Consider the following 21,197-nt stretch of genomic DNA (forward strand, 5'->3'; position numbering starts at 1 on the left):
AACCGGCCCAGTATCCCGTGGAAATCGCTCGGTCAGATACAAGTCGAAAAATATCCACAAAAAGATACGATTAAATTATCCGCCTCTTAGTGAAATGATGCGCTTCCAACTCCCTCTATTACATCAAGGTATACATTGTCAATGAACCAACAAGACCTGATCAATCGAATAAAAGACCTCTACCCGGATGCCGAGGTCACTGTTTCCGGTGAAAGCTGCAACTTTGAGGTGAATGTCACCACACCGGCATTCGACAACATGAAGAGTCTGCAAAGACAACGCTCCATCATGACCCTCTTCAATGAAGAGATTGGAAGCGGTGAGCTGCACGCATTAACGGTTCGTGCAAAAACCCCGGATGAGCTTCAGTAAACATAATCGATGAATTTGTATAAACTCTATATACCGGCTTTTAGTTATTGATTTTTTAAAGAATTTATACCTGAATTACGACCCTTGCAACAGGGATTTGAAAGGGGCATGCGCCTGAGGCTTATGAGATAGATTGTGGATCGGGCCGCGAATAGCCGCTTTGTCTTATAAGACCGCGGATCACAGGATGACGCTAAGCCGAAAACTTGGAAATATCTAATACTTTCTATTGAAGTATATGGGCTGTCCAATGATACATATACAACTATACTTATCTCGCCATCCAACAAACTTATAAGAGAGAGGATTACCTGAATGAAACCCGCAGTAAAAGTCACAATCACCGGTGCCGCAGGACACATCGGCTATGCACTGGTTTTTCGAATTGCATCCGGCGCCATGTTTGGCCCTGATCAACCTGTGATTCTCAGACTGCTTGAGATACCGCAATCCATGTCGTCATTGAGTGGCGTAGGCATGGAACTGGAGGATTGCGCCTTCCCGCTGCTGCACGATATCGTCATGACAGACAATCCCGAGATCGGATTCAGGGGAACGGATTACGCCATCCTGATTGGGGCGAAGCCACGCAGCAAGGGCATGGAGCGCAAGGACCTGATTACTGAAAACGCCAAGATCTTCTCTCATCAAGGCAAGGCAATCAATGACCACGCTTCACGAGATGTAAAAGTCCTGGTGGTGGGTAACCCGGCGAACACCAACGCACTGATCGCCGCTTCCAATGCCCCTGATCTGGACAAGCGCCAATTCACCGCAATGACCCGCCTGGACCACAACCGCGCCATCGGTCAGCTGGCCGGCAAGACCAATTCCCTGGTTGCGGATATCAAACGAGTGACGGTCTGGGGTAACCATTCGATGACCCAATTCCCCCACATCGACAATTGTGAGATCGCCGGCAAGCCCGTCTACGACCTGGTATCGCAGGATTGGGCCATAGACCACTTCATTCCCAGAGTTCAACGCCGCGGTGCCGAGATTATCGAAGCACGGGGGCTCTCCTCCGCTGCGTCAGCGGCCGATGCCATTGTCGATCATATGCATGACTGGGCGCTCGGCACCCCTGAGGGCGACTGGGTCAGCATGGCCATCCCTTCCGACGGTAGCTACGGTATCGAGGAAGGCTTAGTCTATTCCTATCCTGTCACCTGCAAGGACGGAAACTACGAAATCGTACAGGGACTGGATCTGGACGAATTCAGCGTATCCCGCCTCAAGGCATCCCAGAAGGAGCTACTTGAAGAACGGGCGATCATCCAGGACCTGCTGCCCGGTTGACCTGAATGCAACCGCGCTTCTGCCCCATTGACCCGGCATATTGCAGGGCCTGTTAACAGGCCCGAGACGATGGAGCAGAAGCAATTTTCCTCTCCCATTCGCTTCGTTTCCCGACATTGCTGTCCTGGCAATCTGTAAGTGATGTAAATAATTCACATCAAATACGTGAATTTATCATTACCCGTCATTTTCGACTCATATAGCATCGATCATGCAGTATGGATCACTGTCTGTTCAACAGATGGTAATGCAATAAGAAGGCTCTGAACCAAATTATTGCATCAATCTATCTATTTCGAGGGAAACGACCATGAAACGACAAATATCTTCTGTTTTTTCCAGTCTACTTGCATTTGTGATCAGTATGGAGGCATCGGCCGTTATCGAAGCAGATGCATTTGATACCTTATCGACCGTACATCCAAAACGATCGCTGATTGTCGACAACCATATGACAAGTGTACCGCTTCGGCTTGCGGGCAAAACAAAGACCGTGACAAAAGTTAAAGAAAAGACCAAGACGCGAACAGTCGATGAGGATGGAAACATTACAAAAACCAAGGTAAAGACAAAAACCAAGACCACTACCACTTCATCCTCAGACAACAGTGATGACAATTCAAATCAAAGTGGCAGCTCGGGTGGATATATCGGTGCAAGTTACGAAGGAGAGTAGAAGTCATTGCAGGGTGTGGCCTCGCCACACCCTTTCTGTGTGTCAATACCCTGACAGCGACGGCTAAATTTGTACAAGTGAAAACTGTTGGCCACAAACCTCTGAGTATCCTATATTCACATTTAACAAGGTTCCAGATAATATTCAATGATTAGCGTTCACAGGCCTTAACAAAAACCATTAACCTATCTGCGTAACAGTAGCCATTTGAACTCCACACCATCCAGACTCAGCGCATCAGTACGTCCCGAAGGCAGCCTAGAGGTGCTGTCGCAGCTGGAGGTCAATGCCCTTCTCGACACCAGCGCACGCGGTCTCTACGGCCTGTTTCGCCGTTGTGCGCTGGCGGTGCTCAACTGCGGCAGTGAAACCGATAATGCCCGTGAGATTTTTGAGGCCTATCGCGATTTCGGCATTCATTTGATGCAGACAAACAGGGGCATTCAACTGCGTCTGGAGAATGCTCCAGGCAGCGCTTTCGTCGACGGCAGGATGATTCGCGGTATTCAGGAACATCTATTCGCCGTACTGCGGGACATCATCTATGTCCATAATGAAATCAAATACGACTCGGTCTACGATCTGACCGATTCAAGCCATATCACTTCTGCCGTTTTTCACATCCTGCGCAATGCACGGGTTTTACACACCGGCATGGACCCGAATCTGGTGGTCTGTTGGGGCGGACACTCAATCGGCAGAAGTGAATATGACTACACCAAGGAGGTAGGTTATCAATTGGGCCTGCGGGGGCTCAATGTCTGCACCGGTTGTGGACCGGGCGCCATGAAAGGTCCCATGAAAGGGGCAGCCATCGGGCATGCCAAGCAGCGTATCAGGAGCGGCCGCTATCTCGGTATTACTGAACCTGGAATCATCGCTTCCGAACCACCCAACCCGATCGTCAACGACCTTGTTATCATGCCCGACATTGAAAAGCGACTGGAAGCATTCGTACGCGTCGGACACGGTATCGTTATCTTTCCCGGCGGAGCCGGCACCATGGAAGAGTTACTCTATCTGCTGGGCATCCTCATGCATCCGCACAACAGTGATCATGTCTTTCCTCTGATATTGACCGGTCCCACTGAGAGCGAAGGATACTTTACAGAGATGGATCGATTTGTGCGTGCAACATTGGGTTCTGATGCACAGAGATTCTACTCCGTCATCATTGACGACCCTGCGGCTGTGGCAAGTACATTAGGCAGTGCCATGGATCATGTAAGAGCCTACCGTTATGAGGGTAACGACGCCTTCTATTTCAACTGGCGACTGTATATAGAAACAGCCCTGCAACAACCCTTTTCACCCACACATAAAGCGATGTCTGAACTTGATTTGACTGCCGGTCAGGATGGACATGAAATGGCTGCCAATCTACGGCGTGCATTTTCCGGCATCGTTGCCGGGAATGTGAAGGAAGATGGGATACGGGCCGTTGAGACGCATGGCCCCTTTATCATCCATGGAGACGAGGAAATCGTCGCCGCCATGGATCGGCTGTTGATCGCTTTTGCCGAACAGAACAGAATGAAACTGCAGGGGGACTACTCACCCTGTTATGAACTGAAATCATAAACACCCGCTCACCTGTGGCCATCAATAACACGGCACCCTCAATCGCCTCTGTTCAATATAGTCAGATAGTGATACTTTTTTGCCAGCCCTGAAATTGGCCTGTTTGGGCCTGGTCACTCATCCTCTTCCTCGACTTCCAGCCCCATCCTGTTTGCACGCTTTTTCCATAGCCGTCTGGCCAGCTTTCGCATATCGTCTATACGATCACCCTCATCGACGATTTCGATTCCGAGAATGGTTTCGAGGATATCCTCCAGGGTCAGTATCCCCACCATGCTGCCGTATTGATCCACTACCAGCATAATATGGCCGCGTTTTTCGATAAACAGCTCGAAGGCAACCTGCAGCGAGCTTGTATCCGGCAGTGCCGGTATATCTCGGCGATATACATCCAAGCTTTTCTCAGAATTCCCCCTGGCGTGCGAAAGCAGTAGATCGCTGCGTAATACGAAGCCGGTAACATGGTCGCGATCACCACTGTAGACCGGTATACGTGAAAAACGGCTGCTATTGTGCTTCTCGAAATACTCCTGGACCTGGAGCGTCTCATCCAGAGAAAACACCACCGTGCGGGGTGTCATGACATCGGTAACGAGGGTTTCCTTGAGCAGAAAGAGATTTTTCAGTATCAACGATTCATGCAGGTCGAGTTTTCCCTCTTCCACACCGGCTTTCGCCATGGCGGTAAACTCCTCTTTGCGGAAATGACCGTGGGAGTGTTTGCGGGAAAGTAACCGTGTCAATAACGCCGACATCACAACAAAGGGATAGAGCACCCAGATCAGGAACCTGAGCGTATAGGCTGTGGCTGGAGCGAGTTGACGCCAGTAACTGGCTCCCAGTGTCTTGGGAATGATCTCTGAAAATACCAGTATCATGAACGTGAGCACGGCTGAAGCAACACCCACATAGCCACTGCCGAATACTACCGCCGCCTGGGCTCCGGCTCCTGCAGCGCCGATGGTATGCGCTGTGGTATTTAAAGTGAGAATCGCTGCCAATGGATCATTTATATCCTTCTTCATCTCCCGCAGAATGGGCGCGGCCCGACTGCCTTGCTGGTCCAGGACTGAGATATAGGGATGGGTGATACTGAGAATAACAGCCTCTGCAATCGAGCAGAGAAACGAAAAGCCTAAGGCTATGAGTACATAGACAATGAGTAACAGCATTGTTAAACCATGAGTCAGCTTGTATCAAACATTGTTTATACAGATATTTTCGATCCTTTTCACTATCAGGTCCCGTTAACGCCGCGGTCTCTTCAAGCTGCTGGATCCGCCAGCACCACAATCCCATCCTCATCGGCATAGAGCCACTCACCGGATCTGAAATTGACACCGCTGAAGTTGACTTCGACGCCCGTCTCCCCCACTCCCTTCTTAACGCTCTTACGAGGGTTTGTGGCCAATGCCATCACCCCGAGCGACATCTCGCCAATCTCAGCGGCATCGCGAATACATCCATTCACCAGGACACCGGCCCAGCCGTTGTCTACAGCCTTCTTTGCTAAGATATCACCCAGCATAGCGCAGCGCAGAGACCCGCCACCATCAATCACCAGCACCCTGCCCTGCCCCGGTTGATCCAATTCTTCACGCACTATCGAGTTGTCTTCAAAACACTTCAATGTCGCTATGGGGCCATGAAACATCCTACTACCTCCATAGTGACGAAAACCGGGATAACAAATCTGTAGCTTCTCTTCGTGGACATCGTACAGATCGGCTGTCTTCAAACTACCAGCTGCCTGGTTCATGATGCTCTCCTCACACTTCGTTTAGTCACTATTACCCAAATCATGGGAACACTAAAAAAACAATACAGGCCGCAAATGAACGCCAATCACCGCGAATTAACGCGAAAGGTTTTATTAGTTTGCATGAAACGACTCACGAAATACTCATGCTTGCAGCCACGCCATGTACAACGATACGATCTCAATTCAACCTTACAAAGGGTCAGAAACCTTTCATCCTACATATAATGACATATCCAATTCGCGTCTGTTTGCTGTAATTAGCATTCATTTGCGGCCAATCTACTAGGGCCTGTCAACAGGCCCTAAGCAGTCTACGTTAATAAAAAAAAGCCGCGCCAGAAGCGCGGCCGAAGGGCAGAAAAAACGGTAATACACACGCAGCAGCACAGCCTCGGAGGGGTTTGAGTACTGATGCGAAATCAGCTGCGTGTGAAAAGTGAGCCTACATACCAGCGGCGCTGTCGAACTGCTCCTCTTCCGTGGATCCAGTCAATGCTGTAACTGATGACGCACCCCCCTGGATAACCGTGGTTACATCGTCAAAATATCCCGCGCCTACCTCTTGTTGATGTGAGACGAAGGTATAACCTTTATCACGTGCTGCAAATTCGGGTTCCTGAACCTTCTCAACATAGTGTTTCATGCCCTCACCACGGGCATATTCATAGGCGAGATCGAACATGTTGAACCACATGTTGTGAATACCGGCCAAGGTGATGAACTGATACTTGTAACCCATGCCTGATAGTTCATCCTGGAACTTGGCAATGGTCTTGTCGTCCAGATTCTTTTTCCAGTTGAACGACGGCGAACAGTTATATGCCAGCAGCTTGTTGGGATTTTCCGCCAATACGGCCTGTGCGAATTCACGGGCAAAACCGAGGTCCGGCGTACCTGTCTCACACCACACCAGATCCGCATAAGGCGCATAGGCCACTCCACGTGAAATGGCCTGTTCCAAGCCGTTCTTGACACGGTAGAAACCCTCGTCAGTCCGCTCACCGGTGAGGAAGGGTTGATCATTGGCGTCCACATCGGAGGTCAACAGGTTGGCTGCCTCGGAATCGGTACGCGCCAGCACCAGAGTGGGCACGCCCATGACATCAGCCGCCAGACGGGCGGCAATCAGCTTTTGTACCGCTTCCTGGGTCGGCACCAGTACCTTGCCACCCATATGACCGCACTTTTTAACCGCCGCGAGTTGATCTTCGAAATGCACACCGGCCGCACCTGCGGCAATCATGTTCTTCATTAATTCGAAGGCGTTGAGCACACCGCCGAAGCCTGCCTCGGCATCGGCAACGATTGGCAGGAAGTAGTCGATGTAGCCTTCATCTTCCGGTCCGATATCCCGTGACCACTGAATCTCATCGGCGCGTTTGAAGGCACTATTGATACGGCGCACCATGGTGGGTACCGAATCGTAGGCGTAGAGGGATTGATCCGGATACATGGTCTCGGAGGTATTGCCGTCTGCCGCAACCTGCCAGCCGGAGAGATAGATCGCCTCGATGCCTGCCTTGGCCTGCTGCATCGCCTGCCCGCCGGTGATAGCGCCCATGCAGTTCACATATCCCTTCTTGGCATGGCCATGAACCAGTTTCCAGAGTTTTTCTGCGCCTTGCTTGGCGTAGGTGTGTTCGGGTTGTACCGAACCGCGAAGACGTACTACGTCTTCTGCGCTGTAACCGCGTTTCACATCGGTCCAGCGGGGATTTTCCGCCCAATCCTTTTGCAAGGCTTCGATCTGTTCTCTACGTGTCATCTGTCGTTTCTCCAGTGGTATATTTGGTTCAGTTTTTTGCTTTCGCCCCAACTCAGTCGAGTTGCTCATAGGCAGGCAGAGTTAGAAACTCCTCGAATTCATCAGCCGCGACGATTTGCCGCAACAGGGTTGCCGCCAGTTCGTATTGGCCAGCTTCATAAGCCAGTTCACCCGTTTCTTTCCGAATCAGCTCCAGCTCGTCGCTGACCGCATGGTCGAAAAGCTGATAGGTGACATCCCGGCCATCATCGAGCACCCCTTTGGGATAGCGAATCCATTGCCAGATCTGAGAGCGGGCAATCTCCGCGGTTGCCGCATCCTCCATCAGATGGTGAATCGGCACGGCGCCACGCCCACCCAACCAGGCGGCCATGTAGCGCAGCGCGGCACTGATATTGTTGCGCAATCCCGCTTCTGTTATTTCACCGTCCGGCACCTGTAACAGGTCACTGCCGGCGACAACCAAACCATCATCCATATGGTCGAGTTGATTGGGGCCGGGCATATGTTTATCGAAAACTTCCATCGCTATCGGTACCAATCCGGGATGGGCAACCCATGTGCCGTCATGACCATCACCTGCTTCCCGTTCCTTATCCAGGCGAACCTTCTGTTTGGCTTCAGCATCCGCCTCCGCATCGTCACGGATCGGAATCTGCGCCGCCATGCCTCCCATGGCATGGGCGCCTCGGCGATGACAGGTATTGATCAATAGCTTTGAATAGGTTCGCAGAAAGGGAACGGACATGGTGACCTGGCTTCGATCGGGCAGCACGCATTCGGGATGTGCGTGAAAACGCTTGATGAAGCTGAAGATGTAGTCCCAGCGTCCGCAGTTGAGACCGCAGATATAGTCACGCAGTTCGTAGAGGATTTCATCCATCTCGAAGACAGCCGTGATGGTCTCGATCAACACGGTACAGCGGATCGTCCCAAGCTCCAGATCCAATTGCCTTTCCGACCACATGAAGATGTCCCGCCACAGTTGGGCCTCCATGTGGTTTTCCATTTTCGGCAGATAAAAATAGGGCCCGGTACCCTGATCAAGCAGGGCTTTTGCGTTATGAAACAGGTAGAGACCGAAATCAAACAAAGCTGCGGAGAGACGACGCCCGTCCACCAGTACATGTTTCTCTTCCAGGTGCCATCCCCTGGGGCGAACGATCAGCGTCGCCAACTCATCTTTGAGGCTGTAGGCTTTGCCTTCCGGACTGGTGTAGGACAGGGTTCGATTGACTGCCTCCCTCAGGTTGATTTGACCCTCGACAGTGGCTTCCCAGGTCGGCGAGTGTGCGTCTTCCAAATCCGCCATGAAACATTTGGCGCCTGAGTTCAAAGCATTTATCAGCATTTTGCGATCAACCGGGCCGGTAATCTCCACCCGCCGGTCCTGAAGATCCGCCGGTGCCGGCCGAACCTGCCACTCCGACTGCCTTATGTCGCTGGTTTGCTCTGGAAAATCGGGTAGCTCACCTCCATTCAGGCGCACCTGCCTCTCCTCCCTGAGCTTCAGCAGTTCTCGCCGCCTGCCGCCGAAATGGCGTTCAAGCTCAGCAACGAAATGCAGGGCTTCCGATGTGAGGACAGTTTCGAATCCCGTACCCATGGGACCGGTTACTCTTACCTCATGTGGCTGCTGCCTGAGACCCGTCGGCGTGCTGGACATAATCTTTGTTCTCCTCATCTTCACTCTTGCCATGCACCTTAAGCGGGCATGGAATTAGTTATCTTTTGGTCGTGTCCCGAATCTGAGGCTCACGATCATTTTGTGCACTGCGTTAAAGCATAGTGAAAAGGTCAAGATTATTTTCAAAAAAATATCAATAGTTAGCTTTGATAAAAAAAATAGTGCGGTGCAAAAAAATCAGCTAAACCTTAGTAAATATCTCAAGTTTTAGAGCCATACACCGAATAAGCGCACCAAAATGATGCAAATCCATCCACGTCAGATTGCACAATCGATACTTACAGGGTTTGAGCGACACTTCTCCTTTTTCCAGGAGATCAGCAGCGCCGCCCGCCATCGCTTCGAGTATGCGGACTGGGATGCGGTAAGGGAGGCCTCTGCAAAACGCATCAGTTTCTACGATTTGCGGGTGCAGGAGGCGATTGAGAGACTACACGCAAATTTCGGCATCAGCGATCTGGATGAGAAATTGTGGCAGCAGGTCAAACAGACCTACGCCGACATGCTGAAGACCCATAGTCGGCCGGAGCTCGCTGAGACGTTCTACAATTCAGTATTCTGCCGTCTGTTCGACCGCAAGTATTACGATAACGACAAAATCTTCATAGAATCCCAGGTCGATCGTGATCAGTTATCGGTACGTTATCGCGTCTATATGTCTTTCCATGTCGCTGAAGGGGGACTGACCGGAACGATCTGGGATATTCTCTCGGCCTTCTATTTCTCACTCCCTTACGAAGATATCAAGCGGGACTGCGAACGGGTGGCTCAATCCCTGCTCGATCAGGCCGGATTCGATGAGCTCCCGGTAGATTTGCGCTTCGATCTGCTGGAATCCCCATTTTATCGAAATAAAGCCGCCTACATCATAGGACGCATGGTATACGGCGATCAGGTTCGACCCTTCATCCTGCCGCTGATCAATAACGAAAACGGTGGTCTGTATGTGGACACCCTGCTCATCCGGGGCCGCCATGTAGAGGCTGTGTTTAGCTTTGCCCGGGCCTACTTCATGGCTAAGACACCGGTACCAACGGCAACGGTCGAGTTTCTGCAGAGCATCATGCCCTACAAGACCCTGGCTGAACTCTATAACAGTATCGGTTTTCACAAACAGGCCAAGAATGAGTTCTACAGAGACCTGCTGAATCATCTTGCCGAAAGTAATGATCTATTTGTAACCGCTGCCGGAACACCCGGATTGGTCATGCAGGTATTTACACTTCCCTCTTTTCCCTATGTATTCAAGGTGATTCGAGACCGTTTCCCTCCCCAAAAAGAGGTCACCCACAAGCTAGTGAAAGAGCGTTACCTACAGGTCAAGAAACACGATCGTATCGGCCGCATGGCCGATACGCTGGATTTCATGGATGTCGCCCTGCCCATCGAACGCATAGAAGCCGAATTATTGCAGGAACTGCAGGAGACAGTGGGCTCTCAACTGGAATACGATGGCGACATGCTGGTCATCAGGCACCTCTATATCGAACGCCGGATGGTGCCTCTCAATCTCTATCTGCATAACTCGGATGAGACCCAGACCAGAGAGATACTTGATGATTGGGGACTGGCCTTAAAACAGCTGATGGGCGTGAATATCTTTCCCGGAGACCTGCTGTTCAAGAACTTTGGTGTCAACTGCCAGGGTAAGGTTGTTTTCTACGATTATGACGAGATTTGTTATCTCAGTGAAGTCAACTTCCGCAAGATCCCCCCGCCCAGGAGCTCCCTGGACCTCTACCGTGATGAGCCCTGGTATAGCATCAATCCCAACGATGTCTTTCCGGAAGAGTTCATTACCTTCGTAACCACAGATGCGAAAACACGCAAGTTACTGATGGATCTGCATCCCGAACTTTTCGATTACAGATATTGGCAGATGGCTCAACGGAATCTTGCGGCAGGGATTCAGGCGGATGTATTTCCCTATTCCCAAAAACTGCGCTTTGCACGTCCTGAAACAGTACCGGGAGAATCGATAGACCTTGCCAACACGGCATAGGGAGGTTCAGAAAACATCGAAGATAGCTGTCTTGATTGTCCCCCAACAAGGGTGCAGGCGATAGCGCCTCAATCTGAATGAGCTGTAATATTATTGCGCACCTTTGCCGAGCAGCACCACTTCAATGGTCTGTAACAGAATGATGAAATCGAGCATCGTACTGGCATTCTTCACGTAGTAGAGGTCATACTCCAGCTTGCGCTTCGCATCCTCTTCCGAAGCGCCATAGGGTAGAGCAACTGAGCCCATCCTGTCAATCCAGGCTTGACCCAGTGGCGCTGCAGATAGTAGGGAATGTCATTCGAAAGCTGCAGTACAAACTCCGGCCGTTCCGGGCGAGGGCCCACCAAACTCATATCCCCATTCAATATATTGAAAATCTGCGGTAATTCGTCAAGGCGGGTCTTTCTGAGGAAACCACCCAGTTTAGTGATCCGGGTGTCGTTTTTACTTGCCCACCTTGCGACCCCATCAGCCTCCGCATCAGTACGCATACTGCGGAATTTGTAAACCTTGAACAGCTTACCGTTTTTTCCCACACGTACCTGGCTATACAGGATGGGATCCCTGCCACCCGACTCAATCAAGCTGGCAAGCGTAACCAGAACCATTACTGGAGCAGACACAATGAAAATCACGATGCCCACGATCATATCGAAAGACTTCTTTATGGTACGGTTTAAGGCTCTTTGACGATATCCATCGGTGTACAGCATCCAGCTGGGATAGAGCAGATCGATGTTGATGATCGAAAGTTCCTTCTCAAAAAAGGTCAGCAGATCGAGGATCTGAATCCCCTTTATCTTGCACTCCAGCAGCTCATGGTTTGGCAGTTTCTTACGTCTGTCGTCCACAGCAACCACGATTTCATCAACTGCCAGACGATTTGAGATCTCGAGCAGTGTCTGATCCTTTACAACTTGCCGCTCCTCATCGATCAATTCGATTCGGTCACCCAGATTGACATAACCGACAACGACGATGCCTACGGTATCCTTAGCCTTGACCGACTCTTCGATCCTGTCCGCATTGATCCCGACACCCAGTACCAAAACACGACGCTTCAACGTCTTATCCGAGGTGACCCTGACAAACAGGGTCCTGGCAACGAGAATTCCCAGTATCGATATGATTAGACCGTGGGTGAGTAGCGAGCGCTCGGAGATGGGGAACAGCTGCAGGGTAAAGAACAATGAAGCCATTGCCAAACCACCGACCAGAAATCCAAGTATCAGCCTGAGCAAAAACCCCGATGAGGAGGCCATTGAACCCTTTTGGTAAAGACCCAATGCCGTGAGGGACGAAAACATGATCACAGCGAAGAAGGCCGGCAGGTTTTTCAGCATCTCATCGTCGACGGGAATTGGGCTGGTACTGTATTTGTGGCGCAGATATATCGCACCTAACATCGATAAAAAAAAGATAAGGGTCTCTATGACACCAAGCAGGACAACCGCCTTAGAAATGTAGATGCCAAAAAGCTTGATCATGACTGCGCTATATCTGTCCTTCTACCGGGTATTTTGCTGAAATCTGCCAATCCAGATCCTTAACAATATAAATAGTTATCCAACCTACCCGTAACTAGCGTCCGGATTCTAACAAATTTTAAATAAAATAACCGGATGGATTGTGTTTCTTGGATTCGACTGAACTATACGAAATCTGATGAACCCGTCTTCGATTGAGAGACGACTATATAATTGACGTTATAGCAATCACCTGTGCTTCGAAGGAGGAATCCACGTGCCATATGTCAATATCAAGATCACAAGGGAAGAGGTTACCAAGGAACAGAAACAACAACTTATCACCGGCGCGACCCGGCTATTGGCGGACATTCTGGGAAAAAACCCGGCCACCACCTTTGTCATCATCGAGGAGGTCGATACGGATAATTGGGGCATAGCCGGTGAACAGGTCACTGAACGTCGCAAAAAAGGGCTCTAGTGCGAATAGCACTTAACTTATGACGAATTTCAGAATTTTCGTCATTCCGGCGCAGGCCGGAATCCAGGAATACCATCTCCATTAAGCATTCTGGATCCCGGCCTGCGCCGGGATGACGGTGGTTCTTGGCTTAAGTAAGCGCCATTCGGCTCTAGTACCTGTCTTAAGGCAGATTAACAAAACCCGCTCTGAAGAGCGGGTTAATTGTATTTCACAGAAAACCTGGCGATTGATCGGATCAGCCGCTTAGTCTCTCCTGGATTGCATTGACAACCACTTCACTTGAGGTGGCGCTGACGGTCAGCAACATATTTTCGTTTTTGTAGAAATCGACAAGTGGTGCGGTCTTCTCTTTGTAAACGTCGAGTCGATTGGAGATCGCCTCCTCCGTCTCGTCATCGCGCTGCACCACACTACCGCCACATTTGTCACATACACCCTCAACCTTGGTGGGCATGCTCTTGACGTTATAGATGGCTCCGCAGTCGACGCAGGTACGGCGGGTGGTTAGACGATCGAGGATCACCTCACGGGAGACATCGATCTCCACCGCACAATCGAGATCGACAGCGATTTTCTTCAGCAACTCCTTGAGTGCCTCAGCCTGGGGGATAGTGCGGGGAAACCCGTCGAGGAGAAAACCCTTTTCACAATCCGGCTCCTGAAGACGTTGCTCCATGATCCCCATGATCAGATCATCAGGCACCAGATCGCCAGCCTTCATATAGGCCTCTGCCTGCTTGCCCAACTCGCTGCCTGCCTGAACGGCTCCTCGCAGAATATCGCCGGTGGAGATTTGTACCGAGCCATCCAGCTGAGTCAGCTGTTTGGCCACAGTCCCTTTACCTGCACCGGGTGCACCCAACAGAATAAGTTTCATTGATCGCTCCTGTTTTATTCCTTTAGAGTTATTGAGATGCCAAGTGCGGGACCAACCTTGGGTTGAATCAATCGCCCCGGCTTAGTGTCAAAACCGGCGCTATTATACTTATTTCGGGCTTCAGGTCGCTGCCCGATGATTTATTAACCCATAGATTAATTTGTTGGAACAGACCCATATATGCATAACCTGAGTGGAATCCGCTCCGAACCGGTCTCACACCAATCCAAGTCTTCGGGTCTCGCCCTGGTGCGGGCCGCGATACTGCCCTGCCTGATGGCTGTTTATGGCTGCTCCAGCTCGCCGCCCCGCAATATGGCCGATGCCTGCGATATCTTCGAGGAAAAAGACGATTGGTATGAGGCATCCGAGGAGGCCTTCGAAAAGTGGGGTGTGCCGATCCATGTACAATTGGCCATTATTCACCAGGAGTCCCGCTTCGAGCACGATGCAAAACCCCCTAGAGAGAAGCTGTTCTGGTTCATTCCGTGGTTTCGCAAATCGTCTGCCTATGGCTATGCCCAAGTTCAGGATACGACCTGGGAGTGGTACCAGCGGGAAACGGGAAACAGTTGGGCAGATCGGGACGATTATGAGGATGCAGTCGACTTTATCGGCTGGTATGGGAGTGTCTCACATCGTAAACTGGGTATCTCAAAGTGGGACACCTACCGGCAATATCTCGCCTACCACGAGGGCCATGGCGGCTACAAACGGGCCAGTTACAATAAAAAACCCTGGTTGCTGAAGGTGGCCCGCAAAGTGGAAAGTAACGCCAAACGGTACCGCTCCCAAATCGCCACATGCAGAGAGAGATTGGAGCGGGGATGGAGCCTGTGGCCATTCTGATACAGATCCTAGACTTGTAACAAAGGCAATCTCCAGTTACCTGCCTAATCAACCATGATCAAAAAAAACCAATAAGCTTTTATCAGGTTAAGCCGCTATATAAACTACTGGCACACATCAGATACCTGAAATAAGGCAATCGGTTTTTTTACTCGTAGCAACCCATGTTTCCAGACGGGGTGGAAACATTCCCGGATAAGCCAACATGGTTGAAATTCAAGCCTTTAGATATAGAGTTGACTAAGTAGCAGCAATAGACAATTAGTTGGATTTAAATAGTGAATATTGATGTTTTAAATGGTGGATGACGTTTAAAAAAACTAATACTTTCTATTGAAGCCATTCCATGGACCAATACTAAAGCCAACACTACACTATTTAAGGTTTCTTTTGGCTTACCTTTCTACGACATTCGAGTAAAGGCTATGGATACTGACATCGCGCTCAACGTTACAACCGCAATCCTCTTCATGGGGGTGCTTGGTCTGTTGCTCTCTTCCATGCTGGCCTTTGCCAATAAAAAACTCTGGGTCTTTGAAGACCCACGGATTGACGAAATCGAGAGTATGTTGCCCGCCACGAATTGCGGTGCCTGCGGCAATGCCGGGTGCCGTCCATTTGCGGAGGCCCTGATTTCAGGTGAAGTCGCTCCCGCTCAATGCACAGTCAGCAGTGCCGAAGCGATCGATGAGATAGCGGATTACCTGGGCGTTGACAGTGGTGATGTGGTTAAGCGGGTGGCACGCCTCGCCTGTGCAGGCGGGTCGCACGTGGCGCGCATGCGCGCCCACTACGATGGACTTGAGAGTTGTCGCGCGGCATCTGTCGTTTCCGGTGGGCCCAAGAGCTGTACCTGGGGCTGCATCGGCCTGGCGGATTGTGCCGATGTGTGTGACTTAGACGCCATCATCATGGATAGCCACGGTCTGCCGGTGGTAGACGCGGATAAGTGCACGGCCTGCGAGGATTGCGTGGAGATCTGCCCTAAGGGTCTTTTCTCCATTCAACCTGTGGATCGCAGACTCTGGGTGGCCTGTAAAAATCTGGAGCATGGCGATACCGCGGAGAACGAATGCGAGGTTGCCTGCACGGCCTGTGAACGTTGTGTGAAGGATTCCCCGGAAGGACTGATTACGATTCAAAACAACCTGGCAGTGGTCGATTACGGTAACAACGGTCTCGCCTCACCCGTGGCCACAGAAAGGTGTCCAACGGGGGCTATTGTATGGCTCGACGATGACAAAGGACCCGTCAAAGGTATCCATGCCAAGCGTATCGTGAGAAGTGAAGCCCTTCCCCTTTGAGCGAAGGCTGTTGTATCGATTTCGGCACAGAGTACTCACACCAAGTGCTAAAAGCTGAGATTAATAATCCTTAACTAGACAAGAGATGTGTTCAATGTTTGGTAAAAAAGACGAGAAGACCTTCAAGTATCCCGGCATCCGCATGGCGATGGACGGCAATGGCGCGGTGATCATGTGTGAGCGGGAGGCTTCGGACGCGGCGGGTGCATACCCGATCACACCCTCCACCCAGATGGGTGAGTATTGGGCAGAAGAGACGGCCAAAGGTCATGTCAATATCTCCGACCGCTCATTGATCTTCATTGAACCTGAGTCTGAACACGCTGCGGCGGCGGTAACCGCGGGTATGTCGATGACCGGCCTGCGCGCAACCAATTTCTCGTCTGCCCAGGGCATTGCATTCATGCACGAATCCCTCTATGCCGCGGTGGGAAAGCGTCTGCCTTATGTGTTGAACATCGGTTGTCGCGCCATCACCAAGGCCTCGTTGAATGTGCACTGTGGCCATGACGATTTTCACTGTATCGACGATACCGGTTTTTTTCAGGTATTCGCCAACAATGCCCAGGGTGCGGCTGATCTCAACCTGATCGGACGCAAGATTGCCGAACTCTCACTGACCCCGGCGGCGGTAGCCCAGGATGGCTTTCTCACCACCCACCTGATTGAACCCCTGATGGTGCCTGAGCGGGAGCTGATCAATGAATTCCTGGGACGCCCGGATGACGAAATAGAGTGCCCTACGCCGGCGCAAAAGCTGCTTTACGGTGAAACCCGACGCCGGGTTCCCATGATTTGGGATGTGGACAATCCGATGCTCTCCGGTTCGGTGCAGAATCAGGATGCCTATATGCAGACCACTGCAGCTCAGCGTCCCTACTTTTTCCAACATATTCCGCAGATAACCGACCAGGTGATGGAGGAGTATTACCAGCTCACCGGTCGTCGCTACCAACGCATCGGCTGTTACAATACCGACAAGGCCGACTATGTCATCGTCGGCATGGGATCGATGATCGTGCAGGCCCATGGGGTTGCCGACTATCTGCAGAAGACCCGCAAGCTTAAGGTGGGTGTCGTCGACATCACCATGTTCCGCCCGTTCCCCGGTGACCTGCTGGGTTCTTTGCTGAAGGGCAAAAAGGGTGTCTGTGTGCTCGAACGCACCGACCAGCCGCTGGCGGAAGACCTGCCGTTGATGCGTGAAGTACGTTCGGTGATTTCCAAATGTATCGAAAACGGGCAGGCCGCTGCGGGCAAGCAGCAACTGCCCTACCCCGGCTACGACAGCTATTCCAGTTTCAGCGATGCGCCACACCTCTACTCCGGCGCCTATGGTCTCGGGTCGAGAGACCTGCAGCCCGAGGCCCTGATCGGCGCGGTTGAAAACATGCTGCCGGATGGCGGGCATCGCAAGTTCTTCTATCTGGGCATCGACTTCGTCCGCGATGCGGACAATCCCAAACAGGAGATCCATATCGAGCGATTGCTCGAGGCCTATCCGGACATCGGTAAAATGGCCCTTCGCGGTTCCGAGAATCCCAATCTGATGCCAGAGGGATCGATTACTGTGCGCATGCACTCAGTCGGTGGCTGGGGCGCAATCACCACCGGTAAGAATCTGGTCATGACCCTGTATGATCTGCTGGGTTACGAGATCAAGGCCAATCCGAAATATGGCTCCGAGAAAAAAGGGCAACCGACCACCTACTACCTGTCTGCGGCACCGACACCGATTCCTCTTAACTGCGAATACCACTATGTGGATGTGGTGTTGAGTCCCGATCCGAATGTCTTCGGCCACTCCAACCCCCTCGCCGGGTTGAAAAAGGGCGGCACCTTGATCATCCAGTCCAATCTGGGAAGCGCCGACGAAGTCTGGCAATCTTTCCCCCGCTGGATGCAACAGGAGATCGTCGACAACGAGATCCATGTCTTCTATGTGGATGGATTCAAAATCGCCCGTGAAGAGGCAACCGATGCCGATCTGCAGCTGCGTATGCAGGGTAATGCCTTCCAGGGCGCCTTCTTCGCAGGCTCGCCATTGATGGAGATGGCCGGTCTGGATGAAAAGAAGCTGTTCGCAGCCATCGAAGACCAACTGCAGCATAAATTCGGCAGCAAAGGCCGTCGGGTGGTGGAAGATAACCTGCGTGTGGTACGGCGCGGTTTCGATGAGATTCACGAAATCACCAACAAGGTCGTCGGCTCCGCCGCACAGATGCCGGTCAAGAAAGAGCTCGGTATGCCGGTCATGCTCAAGCAGCTTCCCCAGGCGGACGGCGGCATCTCCGATGTACATCGTTTCTGGGAACAGACCGGCAGCTTCTATGCAACCGGCAAAGGCAACGAGAACCTGGCGGATCCCTATCAGGCACTGTCACTGATCCCCGCCGCCACCGGTGTCTTCCGTGACATGACCCAGATCCGTTTCGACTATCCCAAATGGGTTGCAGAAAACTGCACCGCCTGCGGCGATTGCTATGTGGTCTGTCCGGATAGCGCAATTCCGGGCCTGGTCAACACCCTGGGCGATATCTTCAATACCGCCATCAACCGCATCGAAACGACAGGCCGCCCGACCCAATACCTCAGACGTGAAAGCCGCAACGTGGAGAAACGACTTCGTGAACTCCTGAACGAAGGCGGTGATGCCGTGAATGTCAGACAGTGCCTTGATCAGGCTGTTCTCGAGTCCATCGCGGCGGCCGAGATCGAAGAGGAATCCCGGCCCAGCCTGGAAGAGGAGTTCGCACTGTTCCTGCAGGCACTGGGTGAGTTCGACTTCTCCGTTACCAAACCTTATTGGAACACCATGGAGAAGAAGAACAAAAACAGCGGTGGACTCTTCTCAATTACGGTCAATCCCTACACCTGTAAAGGGTGTATGGAGTGTGTCGAAATCTGTGAGGACGATGCCCTGGTCGCCACCCATCAGGATGAAGCGGCCATCCAGCGCATGCGCGACGACTGGAATATCTGGCTCGATCTGCCGACCAGCCATCCGTCGTTCAACCGTATCGACGACCTGGACGAAAAGATTGGCGCCCTGCACACCCTGCTGATGGACAAGACCAACTACAACTCCATGTCATGCGGTGACGGTGCATGCCTTGGTTGTGGCGAAAAGACCATCATCCATCTATTCACCAGTACCGTGACCGCCTTGATGCAACCCCGGGTAAAACAGCACCTGGAGAAGATCGACAGATTGATCGCGGAATTGGAACAGCATGTGCGCCTGAAACTCGCAGCGGGTGTCGATCTAAGCGATTCGAGTGCCATTGCCGAAGCCGTATCCAGCAACCAGGAGGGCGACCTCACCCTTTCCAACCTGAGCGACAATCTCGACAGCGGCCATGAGAAGACTGTGATCGACCGCGAATGGCTGCAGTGGGCGACACAGTTGTTGGATCAGTTGCGCGAGTTGAAGTGGCATTACATTGAAGGTGTCACCAAAAACGGCCGCGCCGAAATGGGCATAGTCAATGCGACTGGATGTACCTCCGTATGGGGATCGACCTACCCCTATAATCCTTACCCATTCCCCTGGGCCAGCCACCTTTTCCAAGATAGTCCGTCGGTTGCGCTGGGATTGTTCGAGGGGCATATGCGCAAGATGGCAAACGGATTCGCTGCGATCCGCAAGGCTGAACTGGAATTGGCAGGTAAATACAACCCGTCCGAACATGGGGAGTATTTCAAACAGTTCAATTGGAATGATTTCAGTGATGAGGAGTGGCTGCTCTGCCCACCGGTAGTCTCAGTGGGCGGTGATGGTGCGATGTACGATATCGGTTTCCAGAATCTCTCGAGGGCTCTCGCCTCCGGTATGCCGATAAAGGTTCTTGTACTGGATACCCAGGTCTACTCCAATACCGGCGGTCAGGCCTGTACCTCCGGCTACATCGGCCAGGTTGCCGACATGAGCCCATACGGCAAGGCATGGAAAGGTAAGGAGGAGATCCGCAAAGAGGTATCATTGATCGGTATAGCCCACCGTACCACGTATGTGTTACAGGGCACGATCAACAATACGACACACTTGATCGAAGGCTATATCGACGGTCTCAACAGCCGCCGGCCGGCACTGTTCAATATCTACGCTGTATGTCCGCCCGAGCATGGAATCGGTGACGATGTCGCTGCCCAGCAATCGAAAATGGCCGTCGAGGGACGTGCCTATCCGTTGATTAAATACGATCCGGATGCGGGTATAACCATAGAAGAGTGCATCGATCTGGAAGGCAATCCGGCAATGGATGACGACTGGCCGATGTACAGCATCGATTATCAGGATGAGAAGGGCGAGGCATGCAAGCTGGAGGTCCCGATGACCTTTGCCGACTTTGCCGTTACCGAGGGACGCTTCCGCAAGCAGTTCCGCATGGCGCCTCCGGAAACCTGGAATGACAATATGGTGCCGATGCATGAATTTATCGATCTTGACGATGATGACCGCGACGGTAAGTTCCCCTATATCTGGGGCGTCGACGCCAAGAATCGCCTGATGAGAATCATCTGTGCGGAAGAGATTGCCCGCTCCTGTGATGAGCGCCGCCAGTTTTGGCGTCAGCTTAAGGGTATCGCCGGTGAACTCGATAAAGTCGATGTGAATGCCCTGGTGGATCAGGCCAAAATCGATATGGCGAACCGCCTCAGTTCCACCCTGCTCTCAATGGCGGCCACCGGCAACGCCGAGGCATTGGCAGGCACTATATCAGCCAACGGCACTCCAGGTAACGGCGCAGCAGCCGCGGCTTCCGGCTCAGGTGAAATCCTGGGTGATTACGAACCGGTATGGATCGAAACGCCGGAATGCACGGCCTGTGACGAGTGTGTCGAGATAAGCCCAGGTATTTTCGCCTATAACGACGACAAAAAGGCTGTCATAGTCGATCCAAAGGCGGGTCACTTCAAGGACATAGTCAAGGCGGCTGAAAAGTGTACTGCCGGATGCATCCATCCCGGCACACCCTGGAATCCATCGGAAAAAGACTTGGACAAGCTGGTCAAGCGCGCAGCAAAATACCAATAAGCACGCTGACATTTGCGAAAATGGTAAACAGA

The 21,197-nt window shown here is 51.9% G+C and carries 16 protein-coding genes; 9 read left to right on the forward strand and 7 right to left on the reverse strand.

Features of this window, described 5'->3' with window-relative positions; translation table 11 throughout:
- The first annotated feature begins 141 nt into the window (after positions 1-141).
- From AB8516_RS05025 to ppnN, 4 genes are all read left to right on the forward strand, one after another.
- Positions 142-372 carry a BolA/IbaG family iron-sulfur metabolism protein gene (locus tag AB8516_RS05025; protein WP_369158671.1) on the forward strand — a complete coding sequence of 77 codons (231 nt, stop codon included), beginning with the start codon at positions 142-144 and terminating at the stop codon, positions 370-372.
- A gap of 315 nt (positions 373-687) precedes the next feature.
- A complete protein-coding gene (locus tag AB8516_RS05030) occupies positions 688-1,671 on the forward strand; it encodes a malate dehydrogenase (RefSeq protein ID WP_369158673.1) in 984 nt (327 codons plus the stop codon).
- 310 nt (positions 1,672-1,981) lie between these two features.
- Positions 1,982-2,347 (forward strand): hypothetical protein, encoded by a 366-nt coding sequence (locus AB8516_RS05035; protein WP_369158675.1) that lies wholly within the window; start codon positions 1,982-1,984, stop codon positions 2,345-2,347.
- Positions 2,348-2,554: 207 nt separating this feature from the next.
- Positions 2,555-3,928 carry a nucleotide 5'-monophosphate nucleosidase PpnN gene (ppnN, locus tag AB8516_RS05040; protein WP_369158677.1) on the forward strand — a complete coding sequence of 458 codons (1,374 nt, stop codon included), beginning with the start codon at positions 2,555-2,557 and terminating at the stop codon, positions 3,926-3,928.
- A gap of 113 nt (positions 3,929-4,041) precedes the next feature.
- Here ppnN and AB8516_RS05045 read toward each other — a convergent pair whose 3' ends face one another.
- The 4 genes from AB8516_RS05045 to aceB form a co-directional block, all read right to left on the reverse strand.
- The gene (locus tag AB8516_RS05045; protein WP_369158679.1) at positions 4,042-5,100 is read right to left on the reverse strand and encodes a CNNM domain-containing protein; all 1,059 of its coding nucleotides are present in this window, start codon (positions 5,098-5,100) and stop codon (positions 4,042-4,044) included.
- 92 nt (positions 5,101-5,192) lie between these two features.
- Entirely contained in the window at positions 5,193-5,687 is a 495-nt protein-coding gene (gene rraA, locus AB8516_RS05050; protein WP_369158681.1) for a ribonuclease E activity regulator RraA, read from the reverse strand.
- A 445-nt stretch (positions 5,688-6,132) separates the two neighbouring features.
- Complete coding sequence (gene aceA, locus AB8516_RS05055) at positions 6,133-7,455, reverse strand: isocitrate lyase (RefSeq protein WP_369158683.1); 1,323 nt, start codon at positions 7,453-7,455, stop codon at positions 6,133-6,135.
- A gap of 52 nt (positions 7,456-7,507) precedes the next feature.
- A complete protein-coding gene (gene aceB / locus AB8516_RS05060; protein ID WP_369158685.1) occupies positions 7,508-9,121 on the reverse strand; it encodes a malate synthase A in 1,614 nt (537 codons plus the stop codon).
- Between the two features lie 259 nt (positions 9,122-9,380).
- On the opposite strand from aceB, the gene aceK reads away from it, so the two are divergent.
- Positions 9,381-11,144, forward strand: a complete 1,764-nt coding sequence (gene aceK, locus AB8516_RS05065; RefSeq protein ID WP_369158687.1) for a bifunctional isocitrate dehydrogenase kinase/phosphatase — start codon at positions 9,381-9,383, stop codon at positions 11,142-11,144.
- A 90-nt stretch (positions 11,145-11,234) separates the two neighbouring features.
- Here the strand turns inward: aceK and AB8516_RS05070 are convergent, their stop codons facing one another.
- A complete protein-coding gene (locus AB8516_RS05070) occupies positions 11,235-11,318 on the reverse strand; it encodes a hypothetical protein (RefSeq protein WP_369163231.1) in 84 nt (27 codons plus the stop codon).
- The gene (locus AB8516_RS05075; RefSeq protein ID WP_369158689.1) at positions 11,315-12,634 is read right to left on the reverse strand and encodes a TIGR03013 family XrtA/PEP-CTERM system glycosyltransferase; all 1,320 of its coding nucleotides are present in this window, start codon (positions 12,632-12,634) and stop codon (positions 11,315-11,317) included. Before AB8516_RS05075 ends, AB8516_RS05070 begins: the two co-directional genes overlap by 4 nt.
- Before the next feature lie 256 nt (positions 12,635-12,890).
- Between AB8516_RS05075 and AB8516_RS05080 the strand changes: the two genes are divergently transcribed.
- On the forward strand, positions 12,891-13,094 hold the full coding sequence (locus AB8516_RS05080; RefSeq protein WP_108293668.1) for a 2-hydroxymuconate tautomerase family protein: 204 nt from the start codon (positions 12,891-12,893) through the stop codon (positions 13,092-13,094).
- A gap of 238 nt (positions 13,095-13,332) precedes the next feature.
- On the opposite strand, the gene AB8516_RS05085 is transcribed toward AB8516_RS05080, so the two are convergent.
- Complete coding sequence (locus AB8516_RS05085) at positions 13,333-13,974, reverse strand: adenylate kinase (RefSeq protein WP_369158691.1); 642 nt, start codon at positions 13,972-13,974, stop codon at positions 13,333-13,335.
- 180 nt (positions 13,975-14,154) lie between these two features.
- On the opposite strand from AB8516_RS05085, the gene AB8516_RS05090 reads away from it, so the two are divergent.
- The 3 genes from AB8516_RS05090 (at position 14,155) to AB8516_RS05100 (ending at position 21,165) form a co-directional block, all read left to right on the forward strand.
- The gene (locus AB8516_RS05090) at positions 14,155-14,823 is read left to right on the forward strand and encodes a transglycosylase SLT domain-containing protein (protein WP_369158693.1); all 669 of its coding nucleotides are present in this window, start codon (positions 14,155-14,157) and stop codon (positions 14,821-14,823) included.
- 425 nt (positions 14,824-15,248) lie between these two features.
- Positions 15,249-16,127: an RnfABCDGE type electron transport complex subunit B gene (locus tag AB8516_RS05095; protein WP_369158695.1), complete on the forward strand. Its 879-nt coding sequence runs from the start codon at positions 15,249-15,251 to the stop codon at positions 16,125-16,127.
- A 94-nt stretch (positions 16,128-16,221) separates the two neighbouring features.
- Positions 16,222-21,165 (forward strand): 2-oxoacid:acceptor oxidoreductase family protein, encoded by a 4,944-nt coding sequence (locus tag AB8516_RS05100; RefSeq protein WP_369158697.1) that lies wholly within the window; start codon positions 16,222-16,224, stop codon positions 21,163-21,165.
- Positions 21,166-21,197 lie beyond the last annotated feature (32 nt).

Origin of the sequence: Candidatus Thiodiazotropha sp. LNASS1 (assembly GCF_964212655.1) — a bacterium.
Lineage (GTDB): Bacteria > Pseudomonadota > Gammaproteobacteria > Chromatiales > Chromatiaceae > Thiodiazotropha.